The sequence below is a fragment of the Streptomyces sp. NPDC093598 genome (assembly GCF_044764825.1).
GTDB lineage: Bacteria > Actinomycetota > Actinomycetes > Streptomycetales > Streptomycetaceae > Streptomyces.
On sequence record NZ_JBIWIV010000008.1, the window covers coordinates 192836 to 213613 of the forward strand.

Sequence of the window (20778 nt, forward strand, 5' to 3'; positions counted from 1 at the left end):
GCGCTCCTCGGCGGTCCCTCAGGTCTTGACGACGGCGGGGCCCCACCCGGTGGGGCTCCGCCCGAAGGTCACTTGGTGTTGATGACCTTGTCGATCGCGGCGTCCGCGTCCTTGGCGGCGGCCTCGACGGACTTCTTGCCGGTGCCGATGCTCTGCAGCATGGTCTGCAGGATCTGGGCCTTCTCGACCTGGCCCCAGCCGGGGGCCATCGGGACGAACCAGTTGGACTCGGCCGCGGTGGCGGGGACCGCCGTCTTCGGGTCGTTCTTGAGCGTCGCGAGGTCGGTCTTGTTGTTGGGCAGGTTGCCCTTGGCCATCAGGCCCTTCTGCCCGGAGGAGCCGGTGAACGCGTTGATCCACTCGGCTGCCAGGGCCTGCGCGTCGGACTTCACCGGCACGGCGAGGTCGGAGCCGCCCAGGAAGACGGGCATGTTCTTGCCGGACGGGCCGGGCATCACGAAGTTCTCGAGATTGCCCTTGAGCTTGCCGGTCTTGTCGTTCTTCGGGTCCTCGGCGGTCGCGCCCTCCCAGGCGGCCGCGAAGATCATGGCGGACTTGCCCTGACCGTAGACGATGTAGCGGTCGGACTCGTCCTTGGTCTTGTCGCCGTGCATGTAGGAGTCGACGACGTTCTTGAACTCCTTCAGGCCCTTGAGGGACTCGGGCGAGGAGAGGGAGGCCTTCCAGCGGCCGCCCGACTCGGTGGCGATGGCGCCGCCGGCGTCGTAGACGAAGGACATGGCCGCGTACCAGTCGCGGGTGGGCTGGTACCAGGCGTTGAACGTGTCGCCCTGCTTCTTCTGGATCTTGTCCAGGGCGTCGGTGAGCTCCTTGTACGTCTTCGGCGTCGACTTCACCCCGACGGAGGCCGCCACGTCCTTGCGCCAGTTGGCGACCCGGCCGCCGGCGTAGTAGGGGACGCCGTAGGTCTTGCCCTCGTAGGTCACCGAGGCCTTGAGACCGTCCAGCCAGGCGTCCGAGTTGTCGAACGCACCCTGGTCGACGGGGGCGAAGGCGCCCTTGACCATGTAGCCGAGCATCTCGGTGTTGCCCATCTCGACCACGTCGGGGACCTTGTCCGTGGCGAGGACGGCGTCGAGCTTGGCGTTCTTGTCGGGCCAGCCGTAGTACTCGTGGTTGATCTTGACGCCGGGGTGCTTCTTCTTCACCGCGGCGTCGGCGGCCTTCACCAGCTCCGGCCAGTTGTTCTGGGCGTCGACGGTGAGCCAGACGGTCAGTTCCTTGGCGTCCGCGCCCTTGTCGGAACCCCCGTTACCCTCGCCGCCGCACGCCGCGATGGAGACCATCATGCCCGCGATACCGATCGCGGCTGTCAGCTTGCGCTTCACGCCACCCTCCTCAGGGATCCCACAACCCCCCTGGCTCCTCGCAGTGAACGTGGGGCCGGGCCTGGACCAATGGTGTAGACCAGTACGGGGAGCTTGGACCAGACCAGAATGCCTGTCAAGGGCCCCGATACAGCCCTGACCAGCCGTTATGCGACCTACATATGCAGGAACCTTTAAGTAAGAAGCCAGCGAAACCCGGGTGGGCACGGCATACTGCGGGTAGACCACAGCAATGGGTGGACTAGACCAAAAGAGACGCCGACGGTATACAAGTGGGATCGTGTCGGCAGACCGAGCCGGGAAGGCGAAGCATGAGCACCGACGTCAGCAGTGCGGAGAACGAGAACGGGGTGCCCGTCCGTACCGCGCGTGTGCCCAAGTACTACCGCCTGAAGAAGCACCTGCTCGACATGACCGAGACCCAGGCTCCCGGCACGCCCGTGCCGCCCGAGCGCACACTGGCGGCGGAGTTCGACACCTCGCGCACGACCGTGCGCCAAGCGCTGCAGGAGCTGGTCGTCGAGGGCCGGCTGGAGCGCATCCAGGGCAAGGGCACGTTCGTCGCCAAGCCGAAGGTCTCCCAGGCGCTGCAACTGACCTCGTACACCGAGGACATGCGCGCCCAGGGCCTCGAACCCACCTCGCAGCTGCTGGACATCGGCTACATCACCGCCGACGACCGCCTCGCCGGGCTGCTCGACATCACACCCGGCGGACGCGTGCTGCGCATCGAGCGGCTGCGCATGGCCAACGGCGAGCCGATGGCCATCGAGACCACCCACCTGAGCGCGAAGCGCTTCCCCGCCCTGCGCCGCTCGCTGGTGAAGTACACGTCCCTGTACACCGCGCTCGCCGAGGTCTACGACGTCCATCTCGCGGAGGCCGAGGAGACCATCGAGACGTCATTGGCCACCCCGCGCGAGGCCGGCCTGCTCGGCACGGACGTCGGCCTGCCGATGCTGATGCTCTCCCGGCACTCGCTGGACCGGGACGGCCAGCCGGTGGAGTGGGTGCGGTCGGTGTACCGGGGGGACCGGTACAAGTTCGTGGCCCGGCTCAAGCGCCCGCAGGAGTAGGACGCGATTTGGGGTACCGCATTACGGACGAGGGCTTCCGCACGCGGCTCACCCTGACCTAGATTGCCTGCGCATTACACAGGTGATCACCAAGGGGACGGAGCCGCCTGATGTCGCAAGCCCCGGAAGTCAGCAGAGAGCCGGTGGTGACGCCCATGCGCGTCGTCATCGCGGTCTGCCTCATAGCGCCGTTCGTGGCCATGCTGTGGGTCGGCTCGTACGCCAAGGCCGACCCGGCCTTCATCGGGATCCCGTTCTTCTACTGGTACCAGATGGCGTGGGTGCTCATCTCCACCGTCCTGACGATGATCGCCTACAAGCTGTGGCAGCGTGACCAGCGCGCCCGCTCGGCCGCGAAGGGCGGTGCGTCGCAGTGAAGGACGGCGTGAACGGCGTCGCACTCGCCGTTTTCATCTTCTTCTTCCTGGCCGTGACGGTCATGGGCTTCCTCGCCGCGCGCTGGCGCAAGGCCGAGAACGAGCACAGCCTCGACGAATGGGGCCTGGGCGGCCGCTCGTTCGGCACCTGGGTCACCTGGTTCCTGCTCGGCGGCGACCTGTACACGGCGTACACCTTCGTCGCCGTCCCGGCGGCCATCTACGCGGCGGGGGCGGCCGGCTTCTTCGCCGTGCCGTACACGATCCTGGTGTACCCGCTGATCTTCACCTTCCTCCCCCGCCTGTGGTCGGTGTCCCACAAGCACGGGTACGTCACGACGTCCGACTTCGTGCGCGGCCGCTTCGGCTCGAAGGGCCTGTCGCTCGCGGTGGCGGTGACCGGCATCCTGGCGACGATGCCGTACATCGCGCTCCAACTGGTCGGCATCCAGGCCGTGCTGGACGTGATGGGCGTCGGCGGCGGCGAGAACACCAACTGGTTCATCAAGGACCTGCCGCTGCTGATCGCGTTCGGCGTGCTGGCGGCGTACACGTACTCGTCGGGTCTGCGGGCCCCCGCCCTCATCGCGTTCGTGAAGGACACGCTGATCTACATCGTCATCGCGGTGGCGATCATCTACATCCCGATCAAGCTGGGCGGCTTCGACGACATCTTCGCCAAGGCCGGCGAGGCGTACAGCCAGACCAACCCGGCCACGGGCGCGCCGCGCGGTGCGCTGGTTCCGGCCGAGGCCGGCCAGTGGACGTACGCCACCCTGGCGCTGGGCTCCGCCCTGGCCCTCTTCATGTACCCGCACTCGATCACCGCGACGCTGTCCTCGAAGAGCCGTGAGGTGATCCGCCGCAACACCACGATCCTGCCGCTGTACTCCCTGATGCTGGGGCTGCTCGCGCTGCTCGGGTTCATGGCGATCGCGGCCGGCATCAAGGTGCAGAACGGGCAGCTGGCGATCCCGCAGCTGTTCGAGACGATGTTCCCGGACTGGTTCGCGGGTGTGGCGTTCGCGGCGATCGGCATCGGCGCGCTGGTGCCCGCGGCCATCATGTCCATCGCGGCCGCGAACCTCTTCACCCGCAACATCTACAAGGACTTCATCAAGCCGGACGCCACACCGGCGCAGGAGACCAAGGTCTCCAAGCTGGTCTCCCTGCTGGTGAAGGTGGGCGCCCTGGCCTTCGTCCTCACCATGGACAAGACGGTCGCCATCAACTTCCAGCTCCTGGGCGGCATCTGGATCCTCCAGACGTTCCCGGCCCTGGTCGGCGGCCTGTTCACCCGCTGGTTCCACCGCTGGGCCCTGCTCGCGGGCTGGGCGGTCGGCATGATCTACGGCACGGTCGCCGCGTACGGCGTCGCCTCCCCGACCCAGAAGCACTTCGGCGGCTCCGCGAAGGAGATCCCGGGCATCGGGGAGATCGGCTACATCGGCCTCACGGCGTTCGTCCTGAACGTGGTGGTGACGGTGGTCCTGACCTTCGTCCTGAGGGCCCTGAAGGCCCCCGACGGCATCGACGAGACCAAGCCGGAGGACTACACGGCGGACGCGGGCGACCCGGGAGTCCAGGTCGAACTCCCCCCTGCCACTGCCGGTTCCGCTCACTGACTTCAGAGGCGCGGGGAACTGCGCGATCAACCACAGACAACCCGCAGCGGGCCACCGTGAGAGTCCCTCACGGTGGCCCGCTGTCGCGTGCGACACAACATCTGGGGGTGTCACCGGAACCCGGCACAAGATGTATGCTCATGCTCGCTGTCGCCGCAGGGGAATCCGGTGCGAATCCGGAACTGTCCCGCAACGGTGTACCCATGCCCATATATACGCATGGGCGTCAGTCCGAGGACCTGCCGACAGCGCACCCGGCCACCCGGCCGGTGTGCCTGACGTCCGGGCCTCGTGGAATGGGCCGGTGGACGCGACGCCGCGTGCGCTCGTGTGCTGCCCCCTGCCCTCGACGAGGCCCCGTGCCGAGCGAGGGAGAGCCCCACGTGACCATCGCGCCAGCCGAACCGGTCTCAGCCGCCGAAGAAGAGCCTGACGCTCCCGGTGCCGCGTTGCTGCGGACCCTGACCGAGCTGACCGCCGACCTCCCCGACACCGAGGCCGGCCGGGTCGCCGCCGCCGCACTGCGCGGCCGGTCCGCGCAGGGGACCGAGACGGTGATCACAGCGGAGTTGCGGGAGCTGGCGACGGAGGCCGCGGCCGGTCTGATCTCCGAGGACCCCGCCTACTCCCGGCTGGCCGCCCGGCTGCTGACCATCTCCATCCGCGAAGAGGCCGCCTCACAGGGCGTCACGTCCTTCACCGAGTCCGTCGCGGTCGGCCACCGGGAGGGCCTCATCGCCGACCGCACCGCCGAGTTCGTGCGGCTCCACGCCGCCCGGCTCGACGCCCTGATCGACCCCGGCGCCGACGACCGCTTCGGCTACTTCGGCCTGCGCACACTGCACAGCCGCTACCTGCTCCGGCACCCGATCACCCGCAAGGTCGTCGAGACGCCCCAGCACTTCATGCTGCGCGTCGCCGCCGGTCTCGCCGAGGACGACACCCGCCGCTCCGTCGACGAAGTCGCCGCGCTCTACGGGCTCATGAGCCGCCTCGACTACCTCCCCTCCTCCCCCACCCTCTTCAACTCGGGCACCCGGCATCCGCAGATGTCGTCCTGCTACCTCCTCGACTCCCCCAAGGACGAGCTGGACTCCATCTACGACCGCTACCACCAGGTGGCCCGGCTGTCGAAGCACGCCGGTGGCATCGGACTCGCGTACTCCCGCATCCGCGCCCGCGGTTCCCTGATCCGCGGCACCAACGGCCACTCCAACGGCATCGTCCCGTTCCTGAAGACCCTCGACGCCTCGGTCGCGGCCGTGAACCAGGGCGGCCGCCGCAAGGGCGCCGCCGCGGTCTACCTGGAGACCTGGCACTCCGACATCGAGGAGTTCCTGGAGCTGCGCGACAACACCGGCGAGGACGCCCGGCGTACGCACAACCTGAACCTGGCGCACTGGGTGCCGGACGAGTTCATGCGGCGGGTGAACGCCGACGCGCAGTGGTCGCTGTTCTCCCCCGCGGACGTGCCCGAACTCGTCGACCTGTGGGGCGAGGAGTTCGACACCGCGTACCGGGCGGCCGAGGCGAAGGGCCTCGCGAAGAAGACCCTGCCCGCCCGCGAGCTGTACGGCCGCATGATGCGCACCCTCGCGCAGACCGGCAACGGCTGGATGACCTTCAAGGACGCCGCCAACCGCACCGCCAACCAGACGGCCGAGCCCGGTCACGTCGTCCACTCCTCCAACCTCTGCACGGAGATCCTGGAGGTCACCAGCGACGGGGAGACGGCGGTCTGCAACCTGGGCTCGGTCAACCTGGGTTCCTTTGTCGACACATCGACCGGGGACCTCGACTGGGAGCGACTGGACGAAACCGTCCGTACGGCCGTGACGTTCCTCGACCGGGTCGTGGACATCAACTTCTACCCGACCGAGCAGGCGGGCCGCTCCAACGCCCGCTGGCGCCCGGTCGGCCTCGGCGCCATGGGCCTCCAGGACGTCTTCTTCCAGCTGCGCCTGCCCTTCGACTCGCCCGAGGCCAAGGCCCTCTCCACCCGCATCGCCGAGCGGATCATGCTCGCCGCGTACGAGGCCTCCGCCGACCTCGCCGAGCGCAACGGACCGCTGCCGGCCTGGGAGAAGACCCGGACGGCCAGGGGCGTGCTGCACCCCGACCACTACGGCGTGGAGCCGGCCTGGCCGGAGCGCTGGGCGGCCCTGCGCGAGCGCATCGCCACCACCGGCATGCGCAACTCGCTGCTCCTCGCCATCGCCCCCACGGCCACCATCGCCTCCATCGCGGGCGTGTACGAGTGCATCGAGCCGCAGGTGTCCAACCTGTTCAAGCGCGAGACGCTGTCGGGCGAGTTCCTCCAGGTCAACTCCTACCTGGTGGACGAGCTGAAGCGGCTCGGCGTGTGGGACGCCCGCAGCCGGGAGGCCCTGCGCGAGGCCAACGGCTCGGTGCAGGACTTCGCCTGGATCCCCGAGGACGTCCGCGCCCTGTACCGCACGGCGTGGGAGATCCCGCAGCGCGGCCTGATCGACATGGCGGCGGCCAGGACCCCGTACCTGGACCAGTCCCAGTCCCTGAACCTGTTCCTGGAGACGCCGACCATCGGCAAGCTCTCCTCGATGTACGCCTACGCCTGGAAGTCCGGGCTGAAGACGACCTACTACCTGCGCTCGCGCCCGGCGACCCGCATCGCCCGCGCCGCCCGGGCCACCGTCCCCGTGCAGGCCACCCCGGATCCCGACGCGGTCGCCTGCTCCCTGGAAAACCCCGAGTCCTGCGAGGCCTGCCAGTAATGAGCACCCAGAACCTTCTCGACCCCGGCTTCGAGCTCACCCTGCGCCCCATGCGCTACCCGGACTTCTACGAGCGGTACCGGGACGCCATCAAGAACACCTGGACCGTGGAGGAGGTCGACCTCCACTCGGACGTCGCCGACCTCGCCAAGCTGTCACCGGCGGAGCAGCACCTGATCGGCCGGCTCGTCGCCTTCTTCGCCACGGGCGACTCGATCGTCGCCAACAACCTGGTGCTGACGCTGTACAAGCACATCAACTCTCCCGAGGCGCGGCTGTATCTGAGCCGTCAGCTCTTCGAGGAGGCCGTGCACGTCCAGTTCTATCTGACGCTGCTCGACACCTATCTGCCCGACCCGGAGGACCGCGCGGCGGCCTTCGCGGCCGTGGAGAACATCCCGTCCATCCGCGAGAAGGCCTCGTTCTGCTTCAAGTGGATGGACTCGGTGGACAACCTCGACCGGCTGGAGACGCAGGCCGACCGCCGCCGGTTCCTGCTCAACCTGATCTGCTTCGCCGCGTGCATCGAGGGCCTGTTCTTCTACGGCGCCTTCGCGTACGTCTACTGGTTCCGCAGCCGGGGCCTGCTGCACGGCCTGGCCACCGGCACCAACTGGGTGTTCCGCGACGAGACGATGCACATGTCCTTCGCCTTCGACGTGGTCGACACCGTCCGCAAGGAGGAGCCGGAGCTCTTCGACGACCAGCTCCAGCAGGAGGTGACGGACATGCTCCGGGAGGCCGTCGAGGCCGAGCTGCAGTTCGCGCGCGACCTGTGCGGGGACGGCCTGCCGGGCATGAACACCGAGTCGATGCGGCAGTACCTGGAGTGCGTGGCCGACCAGCGGCTCACCCGCCTCGGCTTCGCTCCGGTCCACGGCTCCGAGAACCCCTTCTCCTTCATGGAGCTCCAAGGGGTTCAGGAGCTGACCAACTTCTTCGAGCGGCGGCCCTCCGCGTACCAGGTGGCGGTGGAGGGCACCGTCGACCTGGACGAGGACTTCTGAGCCGGTTCGCTCGCGCGGGCCTCCTGGGCCTCCCTGATCTGGCGGTCGATGCGCCTCTCGCGCACCAGGCCGATCACGGACGGGAGGACCAGGAGGACCAGGATCCCGAGGGTGGCGGTCATTCCGATGAGTGCTTCGATCTGGTTCGTGTTCATGGACACCACTGTCGCGCTGATGACTCCTTACCGTCAGTGGCAGTACTGCCGTAGACCCTCGAATTACTGCCACGGGCGAGGCACACTGGAGACATGCTCCAGAACGTGGCCGTCGTCCTGCTCGACGGCGTGAATCCTTTCGAACTCGGTGTGGTGTGCGAGGTCTTCGGCACCGACCGCAGCGACGACGGCCTGCCGGTCTACGATTTCGCCGTCGCCTCGGCCGAGGGCCCGTCCCTGCGCATGAACGCGGGCTTCTCACTGCACGTCGAGCACGGTCTGGAGCGGCTGGAGAGGGCCGACCTGATCGCCGTACCGGCCGGGCAGAGCTACGCGTCCCGCGAGTTCCCGCCGGAGCTGCTGGAGGCCCTGCGGCGCGGGGTCGACCGCGGCGCCCGGGTGCTCAGCGTCTGCTCCGGCGCCTTCGTGCTGGGCGCTGCCGGGCTCCTGGACGACCGCCGCTGCGCCGTGCACTGGAAGCACGCGCGGGACCTCGCCCGGCAGTACCCGCGGGCGGTCGTGGAGCCGGACGTGCTCTACGTCGACGAGGACCCTGTGATCACTTCCGCCGGCACGGCCGCGGGGATCGACGCCTGCCTTCACCTGGTGCGCAAGGAGCAGGGCACCGAGGTCGCCAACAAGATCGCCCGGCGGATGGTGGTGCCGCCGCACCGCGACGGCGGCCAGGCCCAGTACATCGAGCGCCCGCTGCCGCATTCGGAGGGGGACACGATCGGCGAGGTGCTGGCGTGGATGGAGCGGCACCTGGACGAGGAAGTCACCGTCGAGCAGCTGGCCGACCGCGCCCACATGTCCCCGCGCACCTTCGCCCGCCGCTTCCAGCAGGAGACGGGCACGACTCCCTACCGCTGGATCCTGCGCCAGCGCGTGCTGCTGGCCCAGCGGCTGCTGGAGGCGACGGACGAGACCATGGACGCGATCGCCGGCCGAACGGGGTTCGGCAACGCGGCCACACTGCGCCACCACTTCGTCCGGGTGGTCGGGACCACCCCGAACGCCTACCGGCGGACGTTCAAAGGCCCGGAGGCGGCCTGAAGCCAATCTCTCACCTCGCCACCGGCCGCACCCGCAGGTCGTGCGGCCGGAGCGTGATCCCCACCCGCGTGTCGTCCCTCGACCCCGCCACCTGCTCGAAGCGGAACCTGGTCGCCAGCGCCGCCGTGATCAGCGTCAGCTGGGCCATGGAGAAGTGGTCGCTCGGGCACTTGCGGTTGCCCACGCTGAAGGGGCTCATGGCGTGCTTCGGGACGTCCTTGACCCGGTCCGGAAGCCAGCGGTCGGGGTCGAACTCCAGGTTCCGCTCGTACGACTTCGGGTCGCGCTGGATCGCGTACGGGCTGTAGATGATGTCCGCCCCGGACGGAATACGGTATCCACCGAGTTCCGTGTCCCGCACCGCCCGACGCGTCAGAATCCAGACGGCCGGGCTCAAACGCATGGACTCGACGACGACATTGTTGGTGTGCCTGAGTCCTCGGACGTCTGCGAATGCCACCGGCCTCCCACCGGTGACGGCATGCACTTCGTCACGCACCCGGTCGGCGTGTTCTGGATGCTCCGCGAGCATATGCAACAGCCACATGATCGTGGAGGCGATGGTTTCGCTGCCGGGGGTGAGGATCGCGACGACCTGATCGTGGATCTCCTGTTCCCCGATCGGGTCGCCATTCTCGTCCTTCGCCTCCAGCAATGCCGTCAGCAAATCGTCCGGCTTTTGACCGGATGCCCGGCGCTCGGCGACGATCTCGTCGACCAGGAGATGCAAATCGGCCAATGCCCGGTTGAATTCGCGGTTGGCCGGGAGCGGCAGGTTGTAGAGCGGCCCGAGCGGGACCACCATCCGCCGGTACATCCCGCGGAAGACGGTGGCGAGGGCGACGCACAGCCGCTCCGCCCGCTCGTCCATGTAGTCGCCGCGCAGCAGGCAGCGGGCCGCGATGCGCACGGCTACCCGGAAGGACTCGGAGGTGCAGTCGATCGTCTCGCCGGGCTTCCAGCGCTCCGTGAGCGCGTGGGCCTCCTCCTCCATGATCGGGCCGTAGGCGGGGATGGCGTCGAGCCGGAAGGCGGGCTGGATGGTGCGCCGCTGGCGCCGGTGCCGCGGCCCGTTCGCCGTGGCCACGCCCTCCTTGCCGAGCAGGCCCTCCAGGGACTCCCACAGCGGCCCGGCGATGATGAAGTCGTTGCTCAGCGCCAGGGCGCCGGTCAGGGCCGGGGTGGTGACGGCGTACACCGTCTTCGGCCCGAGCTTCAGTCGCACGACGTCGCCGTGGTCGCGCAGCCGGGACATGAACGCCAGCGGGTCGCGCGCCAGCCTCCAGCCGTGCCCGAGGAGGGGGACGCCACCGCCTGCCCGGGGCGGCTCCCGCAGCTCCACGGCGGGCGGGGTTTCGGGCTTCACAGACTCGACGGTCATTTCTCACCTGCCGCTTCGTTGTTGACGTACGGGGGCGTGGACCGGTCGTCCCAGCTGTCGACCATGTACCGGCCGGACTCATGGTGGAACCAGTAGACGGAACTGAACCAGTTCCGCATATTGCTCAGACAGGCCCGCACGGCGGCGCTCAGTTCCTTCCCCCGCACGGAGCCGTCGGCAAGTTCGTCGGCGAACCGTAAGGCTTCCTGCTCGACGTCGATGAAATCGGTGACGCATATCTCGACACGGCCTCTTACGTCCGCGACCGCCTGCTCCAGAGTCAGCCCCTCATGGGTGATGAGACTGATTCCGAGATTGTGCACCTCGTCGCCCGCAATCTCTTTCGGTAGCGAGCACAGATCGTTGTACCAGGCGGCGAATTCCTGGCTCAGCAGCGCCGCCCTCCGATATGCCGGGTGTTTCCGCACAGCGTCGGGCAGTTCGCAGCCGGCGGTCGGCTCCAGCAGGTCCGTCCATATCCAGTGCGCGAAGGTGAGCCGGCGTAACCGGAGATATTCCTCGACCGTCGGCACGATTCCCTGGGTGCGATTGTGGAATTCCTGGTCGTACGCGTCGATCACCGCGTGGAAGTGCCGGGCGAACCGGAGGTTCCACGTCTGGGGCAGGAACCCGTACAGCCGCAACACACTGTCCGCGAAACCGGCGACCAGTGGGTCCTCGTGGTGCAGGTGCTCCCCGGGTGAGTCGAGGGCCGAGTGCAGCCGGGTCCGCAGCAGCCGCCAGGCGGCAGGACGACCGTGCACGATGTCGCGGTCGTGACGGTCGTCCCAGACGAAGAACCATGCGCTGTAGTCGGCGATCGCCTGCATGACCTCGTCGGGGGCGCCGATGTAGTACCCGGCCATGAGGTCGGTGTAGCAAAGGCCGTCGGCATATTCCTCCACCTTGTCCGCGGGCATGAGCCGCTTTTCGAGCAGCCATGCCCGGGTCTTCTCCTGGCACTTCGGCCAATACGGGTGGAGTTGCCGGGGAAACGCCGCCTCGATCACCGGGAGAGACAGCGACGGTGGAACTGCGATCGTGGCCGGTGCCGGTGTGGTGCCGTGTGACAAAGCATGCACGAACTAACCCCTCTCAGCCGCCAGTTGGCGCGGGCGCCCCTCCCTTCGTGCCGGGCGTGCGCCGTTGCATACCCCGCTCATCCCATTCAGCACTACAACTGACCGTTCTGGGAACGTATTTGCTTCATTCACTACCCCACAGTGCCGGGAACCTCCGTTGTATGACTGCCGACGGATCACGAGGAGAGCAGAAGCGATCGAACGTGCGACGGACAGGCGAACGGCACAGACGAACGGCGCCTGTTCAGGGTGGGAAACCCGAACAGACGCCGTACGCCTGGTGAGGCTGATGTCTCAGTCGTTGGCCACCACGGGGTAGCGGGGCTCGTTCTCGGCCATCTGCCGCAGCGCGTCCTTGCGTTCCCGCTTGGAGAGCCGGTCGATGTACAGGTAGCCGTACAGGTGGTCCGTCTCGTGCTGCAAACACCGTGCGAAGTATCCGGTGCCGCGCACCCGGATCGGGTTGCCCTTCTCGTCCTGCCCGGTCACCTCGGCGTAGTCGGGCCGGGCCAGCGGCGCGTACGCGGTGGGCACCGACAGGCAGCCCTCGTTGCTGTCGTCCAGGCGGCGCTTGTCGGCGGGCAGTTCGACGAGCTTGGGGTTGCAGACCACGCCGGTGTGCCGGACACCCTCGTCGTCCGGGCAGTCGTAGACGAAGACCTTCGCGTCGACGCCGATCTGGTTGGCGGCGAGACCCACGCCCTCGGCCGTGCGCTGGCTGGCGAACATGTCCGCGACGAGCTGCTGGAACTCGTCGCCGAAGTCGGTGACGTCCTTGCACTCCTTGTGCAGCACCGGGTTCCCGACCACCGTGATCGGCCGCGAGGTCCCCCGCTCCCGCCAGGCCGCCTCGCGCTCCTCGCAGCCCTGCGTGTCGATCACGTACCCCTCGTCGTCGACGGGGAGCACGCCCGTGTGCTGCTGATCGGTGTCCTGCTGAGCCATGACGTCGCGTACGCCTTCCTGAAACTGACCGGGCCGAGATGCTGATACAGATTACGCCGGTGTCGGACGCGCCTTCTTATCTTGGGGGCGCCGGGAACTGCGCGATCAGCCCCCACGGCGCCGCACCGGTCAGGCGACCTAGCACACCTCTTCCAAATCCCGCCAATCCCGAGAATCCGGACTGTCGGCAACCCACCCGTCCAGCAACCCCCGGACCAGCGAAGCCGGCGCAGCCAACCCGCACTCCCGCTCCGGCACCCACAGCTGCCCGTCGGTCCGATGGCCCAGCGGCCCGGGATGCCCCGGCTCACTGTGATCATGCGGGTCGAGGTGCTCTCCGTCACCCTCGTCCGACGGCATACGGGACTCGGAACACATCCGGCACAGCAACCGCACCGAGGAAGACCAGTCCTCCGCGGCGAACCCGGCGTCCGCGGCGAGCTGCTCCAGCGCGTCCCGGTCCGTCTCCGTCGCCGCCTCCAGCAGCACCACCCACGTCGGCACGGGCGAGGGCGCCCACAGCTCGATCTCGTCGAACACCGGGTAGGTGTGCCCGGCGGCCGTGGTCCGCTCCCCGTGCGGCACACCGTCGTGCAGCACGACCTCGCCCCAGCGCCGCCCCGAGGACGGCAGCGGAATGGACAGCACCTCGATCCGCGCGGGATCCAGCCGCCGTCCCCACACGACCTCGGCCTCCCCCTCCGGGGACAGCCGTACGGCCGCGCTGCCGAGGTCCATGCCGACGGGCTCACCGGCGTCGTTGGCCGCCCCAGGCACCCGCAGCCCGTAGGCCTGCCAGGCACGCCGGGCCAGCGGCCAGTCCTGCAGCGCGGTGGCGGCGATGCCGACGTTCCACCAGTCGGGCGCGCCGGTGTCCCGGTCCAGCAGCGCCACGGCCCTCAGTCCGGCCGCCCGCGCCTGCTCCCAGTCGTGCCGGAACTTGTGCAGCAGCGCGAGGTTGAACCAGGACTCGGAAAGCCAGGGCTCCAGATCGGCGGCACGTGTCAACAGTGCGCCCGCGTCCTCGTACCGGCCGTCGCCGATGAGGGTGAACGCCCGGTCTGTGGCCTGCCGCCAGGAGGCGGAGGGCCGGTGCCGTCCCTTGCCGAAGATCCTCACGATTCCCGCCTGCCAGTTCCGTGCGGTGGGCTGGCCGTAGCTGTGTTTCGAGCCCCCGGACACCTTCTCCTTCGCATCCAACCACGTACGGCCTCGAGGGCGCTCATTACCCATGGGTTACCCAGCCACGGTCAGGGTCAGACTGCTCCTTGCCAGTACGCGGGCCAGTGATTCCACCACCTCCGGGGCGTACGTCCCGGAGGTGGCGAGCCGGAGTTCCTCCAGCGCCGTCAGCGGCCCGCCGGGCCCTCCTTCCCGGGACTTCTCCTCGTACGCATTCACGGCCCGGACGATTCGGGCGGCGAGTGGCTGCTCGGCGTAGGGGTCGGCCTGCCGCTCCACGACCACGGCCACCGCCTCGTCGACGCCGGTGTGCCGTACGACGGCCCCGCCGAGCAGCGCGATCCGCCGCTGCTCCGCGGCCGGCAGCGCGGCGGTGGCGCCCGCCGGCACCGGGTCGACGAGGCTCAACTGGCCGATGTCGTGCATGAGCGCGGCGTACTCCAGCACGGCCAGCTCGGGCTCGGTCAGCCCCAGGTCCCGCCCCACCGCCAGACTGAGCCCGGCGACGCGCCGGGCGTGCCCGGCCGGGGTGTAGCCGGCGACCTCGGTGGCCCGGGCGAGGGAGGCGATGGTCTGCCGGTAGGTCGCCCGGACGGCGGCGTACCGCCGGAACGACATCTGGGCGAGCAGCAGCGGCACGGAGAAGACGGGCAGCGCCCACAGCCCCACGACGGCGACCGCCAGCGCCATCACCGCCCCGGTGGCGATGACGGCGGACCCGATGCCGCACACGCCCCGCAGCTCGTCCCGCAGCACCGGCCCGAAGGGCCAGCCGGTGCGGCAGTGGGCCAGCGCGGCGGCGAGCACCGCGTCGCACAGCGCGGTCAGGGAGAGCAGCGCGAGCAGCAGCAGCGCGTAGGCGGGACCGCCCCAGTCGTCGAACATCCCCCGGCTGTACGGGGGCTGGAAGCACACGGCGACGAACCCGACGGTGAGCACGCGGCGCGCCAGGTGGTCGAGGGTGGGCCCCTGCCCGCGTGCGACGTGCGGCACGCTGCCGAGCAGCGACGCGGCCAGCACGACGGCGACGACCTGGGCGAGGCCGTGGTGCGTGGGCTGCCCGCCGGCCTCTCCGAGCAGCGCGTAGGACAGGGCCGCGGCGGCTCCGAGCGGTGCCGGCTCCCGGACGTGGGCGCCGTTGCGCCGGGTGAGCTCGCCGACGGTGACGAGGACGCCGAAGGCGAGGGCGACCCGGCGTTCCTCGAGCCCGTGGTGGAGGGTGACGGCGAGGGATCCGGCGGCGAGGAGGGCGGCGCAGGCGTGGACGAGGGTGAGGAGCGGTGGCGGCCGGTAGGCGCTCATCGGTGTGCTCCCGGCCGGCTGGAGAGGGGCGCGCCGGGCGGGGGGACACGGGACGGGCGGGTCTCCTCGTCGTCGGCGGTCACCGCGGGGTGCCATCCCGTCCGCCCGACGGCTTCGACGAGGGCCGCGACCATCACCGGGTCGAACTGGCTGCCCGCGCACCGCTCCAGCTCCGCCAGGGCCACGGCGACGGGCCGGGCCCTGCTGTAGCTGCGGGTGGAGGTCATGGCGTCGAAGGCGTCGGCGACCGCCACCACCCGTGCGGACTCGGGGATCTGACGGCCCACCAGGCCGTAGGGGTAGCCGCTGCCGTCCAGCCGCTCGTGGTGGTGCAGCACGGCGGCGCGGGCCTCGCCGAGGAAGCCGATGCCGCGCACCATCTCGTGCCCGTACTCGGGGTGCAGCTCGATCACCCGCCGCTCCTCGGGTGTCAGCGGCCCGTCCTTCCTGAGCAGCCGGGTGGGCACGCCGAGCTTGCCCACGTCGTGCAGGATCCCGGCGAAGCGGAGCACCTCGACGCGCTCGTCGTCCATGCCCAGCTCGCGGGCGATCATCATGGAGGCCTGCCCGACGCGCTCGCTGTGCCCGCGGGTGTACCCGTCCTTGATGTCGACGGCCTGGACCAGCGCCCGGATGGTCGCCTGATGGGCGGCGCGTTCCCGGTGGTACTGCGCGAAGGCCCACCAGGAGACGCACATGGGCAGCAGCACCAGCAGCGCGGCGACAGGTCCGTAGGGGCTGTGCCAGAGGACGGCCATCATCAGCCCGGCGAGGCCGTGCACGGCGATCGGCGCGAGGGAGCGCGCCACCAGTCCCCGCCAGGCCCGCCGCACCGGCACCCGCTCCGCCACGGCCAGAATCCCGCCGTCGAGCAGCGCGAGGACCAGGCAGAACATCAGCACGGCCGCCCCGGCGGGACCGAGGGCGTACGGGACGTCGCCCGCGGCGACCGCGTCCCGTCCGCCGAGCATCGAGTGCGTCCTGGCCGCGGCCCCCACCCCGAGGACGAGCTGGGCGGCCCGCCAGATCCGCCGCAGCGCCACGGGCCGCTGCCCGACCTGTGAGAGCAGCGCACCGGGCACGGCCACCAGCGCCGCGGCGGGCGCCGGCAACAGGAAGGCACCGGCGAGCAGCACGGGGTAGAAGGTCCCGGCCGGATGGGAGATCCCCACGAACCGGGACCGGGCGACGCGCTCGCAGCCCGCGTACAGCGCGGCGAGCAGCCCGACCGCCCACCAGGGCGTGCGGACGCCCGGCAGCGGCAGCAGGCAGAGCAGCGCGGCCATGGCGACACAGGCGATGTAGACACGTGCCCGTGCCGGTACCGCTTCCATGAGCCCCTCCCCCGGCCATGTCCGTCAGGCCCGGAGCCTAGGACGGCGGCAGGGGGTCCGCGGATCGGTATCCCGCGGATTAGCACGTTCGAGTGACGTGTTCGAGGGGACTACCCGGCTCAGAGGTGGGGTAGTTGAAAAGCGCAGGAGTGTCAGGACTCCTGGGGCGTGGCGGGCGAGGCCGTGACGTCCTGCTCGGGGACGGCCTGGCCGGAGCGGATCAGCTCGATCCGCCCCATGACCTTGTCCCGCAGGTCGCCCGGCACGTCGTCATGCCCGCAGCAGCGTTTGACGAGCTTCTTCACGGCCTGCTCGAGCCCGTACTTCTCGAGGCAGGGCGAGCACTCCTCGAAGTGGTGCTCGAACTTCACGCAGTCCGAGTCCGGCATCTCACGGTCGAGGAACTCGTAGAGATGATCGAGGATTTCGCTGCAATCCGTCTCGTGCGGCTCTCCGCAGCTCATGACCCCGAGCCTTTCGCTTCGTTCGACTCTCCGGCACCGGCCGGGACCATCCCGCGGTCACGGGCGTAGTCCTCCAGCATGCCGCGCAGCTGACGGCGGCCCCGGTGCAGCCGGGACATCACCGTACCGATGGGTGTGCCCATGATGTCGGCGATCTCCTTGTAGGCAAACCCCTCGACGTCCGCGAGATACACGGCGATGCGGAACTCCTCGGGGATGGCCTGGAGCGCCTCCTTCACGTCCGAGTCGGGCAGGTGGTCGAGCGCCTGCGACTCCGCGGAGCGCAAGCCCGTCGACATGTGCGACTCGGCGCGGGCGAGCTGCCAGTCCTCGATCTCCTCGGCCGCGGAGCGCTGAGGTTCGCGCTGCTTCTTGCGGTACGAGTTGATGAAGGTGTTGGTGAGGATCCGGTACAGCCATGCCTTGAGGTTGGTGCCCTCGCGGAACTGGTGGAAGGACGCGTACGCCTTGGCGTACGTCTCCTGCACCAGGTCCTCGGCGTCGGCCGGGTTGCGCGTCATGCGCAGCGCGGCCGAGTACATCTGGTCGAGGAACTCGAGCGCGTCCCGCTCGAAGCGCGCACTGCGCTCCGCGGCCGTCTCCGCGCCCGTGCCGCCCTGGCCCTCGGGCTGCTCCGCCTGGCCGTTTTCGGTCCCTGCGTCGGTCCCAGTGACCGGACCCACCTCCTCGAGTGTTCTCGTGAGACCGAGACCGGTCTCACCCGAATCGGAGGATAGACGACGATCCGGTCCGCCCGCCGCCCGAACAGGGGCGGTCTTGGCCGCGTGCAGCACCGTCCAGTCCAGGTCGGCGCGGCTGCTGCGGGTCGGGCATACGGTCGAACCCATGCGGCGGACTCCCTCTCCTACGACGTCGGCGCTGGTCTCCAGCACGTACGTCCCGCACAACAGTGACCGGCGCCCCGGCATTCCCGAAGCTTTACCCGAGTGACCCGGTCCACTCCACGACCGTGTCCGTGATGACCGCCACGGCCTCGTCCTGCGAGATGTCCGCACGCTTGGGCACGGCGAAGCCGTGATCCCCGTACGGGACCTCCACGAGTTCGTACGCACCCTCGGGGAACTCCTCCGGCTTCCCGAACGGGTCGTTGCCGCCCTGTACCACCAGGGTGGGCACCCCGGAGCCCAGCAGCTCGTCGGCGCGGGACTTCTCCGGCTTGCCCGGCGGGTGGAGCGGGAAGCTGAGGGCGAGCACGGCGTGGGCGCCCAGCTCGGTGGCGGTGCGGCAGGCGACCCGGGCCCCGGCACTGCGCCCGCCGGCGACGACCGGCAGTCCGGGCGTCGCCAGCGCGGGCCAGATGCCGCGCCATCCGGCGTCCAGGGTCTTGGGCGCGGGCGCCAGCTTCTTCCCGGCCACCCGCCAGGGCTGCTCCACCCGGGCCACGGTCACACCGTGTGCCGGCAGGACCTCGGCCAGGGCCTTCAGGTCACGGGCCTCGATACCGCCGCCCGCGCCGTGGCTGACGGCGAGGACCAGCCGGGCCTTCCTGGCCGGGTGCCAGGTGATACGGGCGGTTCCGGCGTCGGTCTCGACGGTCTCGGTCGTCGCGCCGGCCGCCTTCGTCACGTTCGTCACATCAGAAGAGTGTGCCCTCTTCGGGCCCTTCCAGCTCCTTCAGCAGCTCCGGCCCGTTGTTGCGTACGTTGCTGACGGCCGTCGTGACCGGGTAGGCGCGCATCAGTCCGGCGGGCGGCGGGGCGAGCAGCTCGCGCAGGCCGTCGGCGTCCGTGCGGGACGGGTCCAGCCAGGCGTCCCAGCGGTCGGGCGTCAGCATCAGCGGCATCCGGGGGTGGATCTCGGCCAGCGCCCGGGGCCCGTCGGCCGGGGACACCGCGAGCGGGCTCTGCTCGGCCTCCGTGGTGATGACCGAGCACGTCACCCACCAGGCCTGCGGGTGGTCGTCCGGCAGCGTCTTGTCCCGCCAGAACTCGTACAGCCCTGCCATGGCGAAGACCGACCCGTCGGCCGGGGTCACGAAGTACGGCTGCTTGCGGGGGCGCTTCTTCTTGCCCTCGACCTCCAGCTCGCGCTCCTGGGTGCCGGTGACCCACTCGTAGTAGCCGTCGGCGGGCAGGATGCAGCGCCGGGAGGTGAAGGCCCGGCGGTAGGACGGCTTCTCGTGGACGGTCTCCGCGCGGGCGTTGATCATCCGGGCGCCGCCCTCGGGGGTCTTCGACCAAGAAGGGACGAGTCCCCACTTGAGCGTGCGCAGCTGCCGAACCGGCCGCGGGTCGTCCGCGTCTTTCAGGGGGCGGTCCAGGACGGCGTAGACCTCTTTGGTGGGCGCCACGTTGTAGTCCGGCTCGAGGGTCTCCTCGGGCTCCCACTTCTCGATCTCGAAGATTCCTGCGAGATCCTCTGGCCTGCGACTCGCCGCATACCGTCCGCACATACTAGGAACCCCTCCTACCTGCGAAAGGCTAAATCATCCCGCCTCAGTCAGCACGGTGCCAGGTCAGCGCCACATCCGTGAGCGCGGTCGCGGCGAACCAGTGTCGCAGGTGGTGAGGCGACCAGCCGCGGCCCGGGCCTTCACGACCGTACGGCCGGCGGACGAGCGGGACGTCCCGCCGGCCCCCCTGCCTCCGGTGCTTCGGCGGGCCCGGGGGGCGCCGCACGGTCAGTTGACACTGCGCCAGATGTGCTGCTCCGCCTCCTCGTCGTAGTCGTCCCGGCCCTCGTCGCCACGGGGCGTCCGCTCGGGTGCGGCGAGGTGGCCGTCGGCCCTGCCGATGCCGTTCTGCTGCACGAGATCATTCATGAAAGCGGTGTCCTTTCCGTCTCCGGAGCTGTGTCACGAACGGGGGGCACGAACACCGGTTCCCGCGGCGGTTCGCCCGCGGACACGCCCACCGCGCCCACGTACCCGCCCGGGAGCCGGAAGGCTCTGAACTCCGCCGCGGCGTAGGAGGTGCGCGCGAGGAGCGGGAACCGGGCACCCGGGCACGCGAACCCGATGCTCCGCAAGCCCGCACGCAGGCCTTGACCGGTCAGTTTGGCCGCCGCCTCCTTCAGCACCCACAGGGCCGCCCGGCGTTCTTCGTCCTGCGGCACGGCATGCAGGGCCACCCGTTCGCCAGGACCGAGGAAGGCTTCGTCGGGCAGCCTGGTCACGCGTGCCACCTGCTCCGTGTCGACTCCGACCCGCGCCCCCAGGGCCACGGCCGCCAGCGCGTACCGGCCGCTGTGCGCGATGCTCAGCGACAGCTGCGGTCTGCCCACCACGTACGGCTGGCCGCCCGGGCGCTGCGCGGTGCACAGGGTCGTCCACGGCGCGCCGACGATCCCCGCGGCCGCCCTGCGGGCCAGCCACCGCCCGATCAGCGAGCGGGTCCGGTCCGCGGCCAGCCGCTTTCGCAGGACGCGCTCGCGTTCGTCCGGCGGCAGCACCTCGAACACCGTGCGCGCGAGCTCCTCGGTGCCGGGGGAGCGCAGATCCCGCGCGAGGAGCAGTACGCGCGGTGGCGGGGCGGCGACCGGGGTCATGCGCCCTCCAGGCCCAGCCGCCCGAGGTGCGCGGCCACCGTAGCGGCGCTCCGGACCTCGGCCGACTCGTCCTGCGGGCCGGCGGCCGCGTCGGGCACCGCTCCGGGAGCGAAGATGCTCAGGGCCACCAGCAGCGGGTGGTCGGCGTCCTCGGCCATCCCTGCGATCGTGTCCACCCGGGCG

General features: G+C 69.9%; 21 protein-coding genes and 1 riboswitch. Of the genes, 6 read left to right on the forward strand and 15 right to left on the reverse strand.

The features are described 5' to 3' along the window. Positions 1-68: 68 nt before the first annotated feature. On the reverse strand, positions 69-1349 hold the full coding sequence (locus ACIRDU_RS24050; RefSeq protein ID WP_403582476.1) for an extracellular solute-binding protein: 1281 nt from the start codon (positions 1347-1349) through the stop codon (positions 69-71). A gap of 311 nt (positions 1350-1660) precedes the next feature. Here ACIRDU_RS24050 and ACIRDU_RS24055 point away from each other — a divergent pair, with 311 nt between their 5' ends. The 5 genes from ACIRDU_RS24055 (at position 1661) to ACIRDU_RS24075 (ending at position 8187) form a co-directional block, all read left to right on the forward strand. Beyond that, entirely contained in the window at positions 1661-2425 is a 765-nt protein-coding gene (locus ACIRDU_RS24055) for a GntR family transcriptional regulator (RefSeq protein ID WP_309097218.1), read from the forward strand. Positions 2426-2535: 110 nt separating this feature from the next. Beyond that, the gene (locus ACIRDU_RS24060; RefSeq protein WP_403582478.1) at positions 2536-2802 is read left to right on the forward strand and encodes a DUF3311 domain-containing protein; all 267 of its coding nucleotides are present in this window, start codon (positions 2536-2538) and stop codon (positions 2800-2802) included. Beyond that, the gene (mctP, locus tag ACIRDU_RS24065; RefSeq protein ID WP_403582480.1) at positions 2799-4427 is read left to right on the forward strand and encodes a monocarboxylate uptake permease MctP; all 1629 of its coding nucleotides are present in this window, start codon (positions 2799-2801) and stop codon (positions 4425-4427) included. Before ACIRDU_RS24060 ends, mctP begins: the two co-directional genes overlap by 4 nt. A 104-nt stretch (positions 4428-4531) precedes the next feature. Then, a riboswitch (cobalamin riboswitch) is annotated at positions 4532-4689 on the forward strand. A 121-nt stretch (positions 4690-4810) separates the two neighbouring features. Further along, positions 4811-7180: a ribonucleoside-diphosphate reductase subunit alpha gene (locus ACIRDU_RS24070; protein ID WP_403582482.1), complete on the forward strand. Its 2370-nt coding sequence runs from the start codon at positions 4811-4813 to the stop codon at positions 7178-7180. Then, complete coding sequence (locus ACIRDU_RS24075) at positions 7180-8187, forward strand: ribonucleotide-diphosphate reductase subunit beta (protein WP_403582483.1); 1008 nt, start codon at positions 7180-7182, stop codon at positions 8185-8187. Before ACIRDU_RS24070 ends, ACIRDU_RS24075 begins: the two co-directional genes overlap by 1 nt. On the opposite strand, the gene ACIRDU_RS24080 is transcribed toward ACIRDU_RS24075, so the two are convergent. Continuing rightward, positions 8100-8342 (reverse strand): hypothetical protein, encoded by a 243-nt coding sequence (locus ACIRDU_RS24080; RefSeq protein ID WP_403582485.1) that lies wholly within the window; start codon positions 8340-8342, stop codon positions 8100-8102. The genes ACIRDU_RS24075 and ACIRDU_RS24080 overlap by 88 nt on opposite strands. Before the next feature lie 93 nt (positions 8343-8435). Here ACIRDU_RS24080 and ACIRDU_RS24085 point away from each other — a divergent pair, with 93 nt between their 5' ends. After that, on the forward strand, positions 8436-9398 hold the full coding sequence (locus ACIRDU_RS24085; RefSeq protein WP_403582486.1) for a GlxA family transcriptional regulator: 963 nt from the start codon (positions 8436-8438) through the stop codon (positions 9396-9398). 10 nt (positions 9399-9408) lie between these two features. Here the strand turns inward: ACIRDU_RS24085 and ACIRDU_RS24090 are convergent, their stop codons facing one another. The 13 genes from ACIRDU_RS24090 to ACIRDU_RS24150 all read right to left on the reverse strand — a co-directional run bounded on the left by ACIRDU_RS24090 (position 9409) and on the right by ACIRDU_RS24150 (position 20771). After that, complete coding sequence (locus ACIRDU_RS24090; RefSeq protein WP_403582488.1) at positions 9409-10779, reverse strand: cytochrome P450; 1371 nt, start codon at positions 10777-10779, stop codon at positions 9409-9411. Then, entirely contained in the window at positions 10776-11861 is a 1086-nt protein-coding gene (gene cyc1 / locus ACIRDU_RS24095; protein WP_403582490.1) for an epi-isozizaene synthase, read from the reverse strand. The genes ACIRDU_RS24090 and cyc1 overlap by 4 nt, the downstream gene beginning before the upstream one ends. A gap of 294 nt (positions 11862-12155) precedes the next feature. Continuing rightward, positions 12156-12806 carry a peptide deformylase gene (gene def, locus ACIRDU_RS24100; protein ID WP_403582492.1) on the reverse strand — a complete coding sequence of 217 codons (651 nt, stop codon included), beginning with the start codon at positions 12804-12806 and terminating at the stop codon, positions 12156-12158. Positions 12807-12944: 138 nt separating this feature from the next. Beyond that, complete coding sequence (locus ACIRDU_RS24105) at positions 12945-13925, reverse strand: tetratricopeptide repeat protein (RefSeq protein WP_403582638.1); 981 nt, start codon at positions 13923-13925, stop codon at positions 12945-12947. 117 nt (positions 13926-14042) lie between these two features. Next, complete coding sequence (locus ACIRDU_RS24110; RefSeq protein ID WP_403582494.1) at positions 14043-15290, reverse strand: HD domain-containing protein; 1248 nt, start codon at positions 15288-15290, stop codon at positions 14043-14045. After that, entirely contained in the window at positions 15287-16624 is a 1338-nt protein-coding gene (locus ACIRDU_RS24115) for an HD-GYP domain-containing protein (RefSeq protein WP_403582496.1), read from the reverse strand. Before ACIRDU_RS24115 ends, ACIRDU_RS24110 begins: the two co-directional genes overlap by 4 nt. Positions 16625-16776: 152 nt before the next feature. After that, a complete protein-coding gene (gene rsrA, locus ACIRDU_RS24120) occupies positions 16777-17088 on the reverse strand; it encodes a mycothiol system anti-sigma-R factor (RefSeq protein WP_033314427.1) in 312 nt (103 codons plus the stop codon). Continuing rightward, complete coding sequence (sigR, locus tag ACIRDU_RS24125) at positions 17085-17771, reverse strand: RNA polymerase sigma factor SigR (RefSeq protein WP_191846466.1); 687 nt, start codon at positions 17769-17771, stop codon at positions 17085-17087. The genes rsrA and sigR overlap by 4 nt, the downstream gene beginning before the upstream one ends. A gap of 256 nt (positions 17772-18027) precedes the next feature. Further along, the gene (locus ACIRDU_RS24130) at positions 18028-18684 is read right to left on the reverse strand and encodes an alpha/beta family hydrolase (RefSeq protein ID WP_403582498.1); all 657 of its coding nucleotides are present in this window, start codon (positions 18682-18684) and stop codon (positions 18028-18030) included. 1 nt (position 18685) lies between these two features. After that, entirely contained in the window at positions 18686-19501 is an 816-nt protein-coding gene (locus tag ACIRDU_RS24135; RefSeq protein WP_403582500.1) for an SOS response-associated peptidase, read from the reverse strand. A gap of 228 nt (positions 19502-19729) precedes the next feature. Further along, positions 19730-19870 carry a hypothetical protein gene (locus ACIRDU_RS24140; RefSeq protein ID WP_403582501.1) on the reverse strand — a complete coding sequence of 47 codons (141 nt, stop codon included), beginning with the start codon at positions 19868-19870 and terminating at the stop codon, positions 19730-19732. Then, entirely contained in the window at positions 19867-20595 is a 729-nt protein-coding gene (locus ACIRDU_RS24145; RefSeq protein ID WP_403582502.1) for a 4'-phosphopantetheinyl transferase family protein, read from the reverse strand. Before ACIRDU_RS24145 ends, ACIRDU_RS24140 begins: the two co-directional genes overlap by 4 nt. Further along, positions 20592-20771: a hypothetical protein gene (locus ACIRDU_RS24150; RefSeq protein ID WP_403582504.1), complete on the reverse strand. Its 180-nt coding sequence runs from the start codon at positions 20769-20771 to the stop codon at positions 20592-20594. Before ACIRDU_RS24150 ends, ACIRDU_RS24145 begins: the two co-directional genes overlap by 4 nt. Positions 20772-20778: the final 7 nt, after the last annotated feature.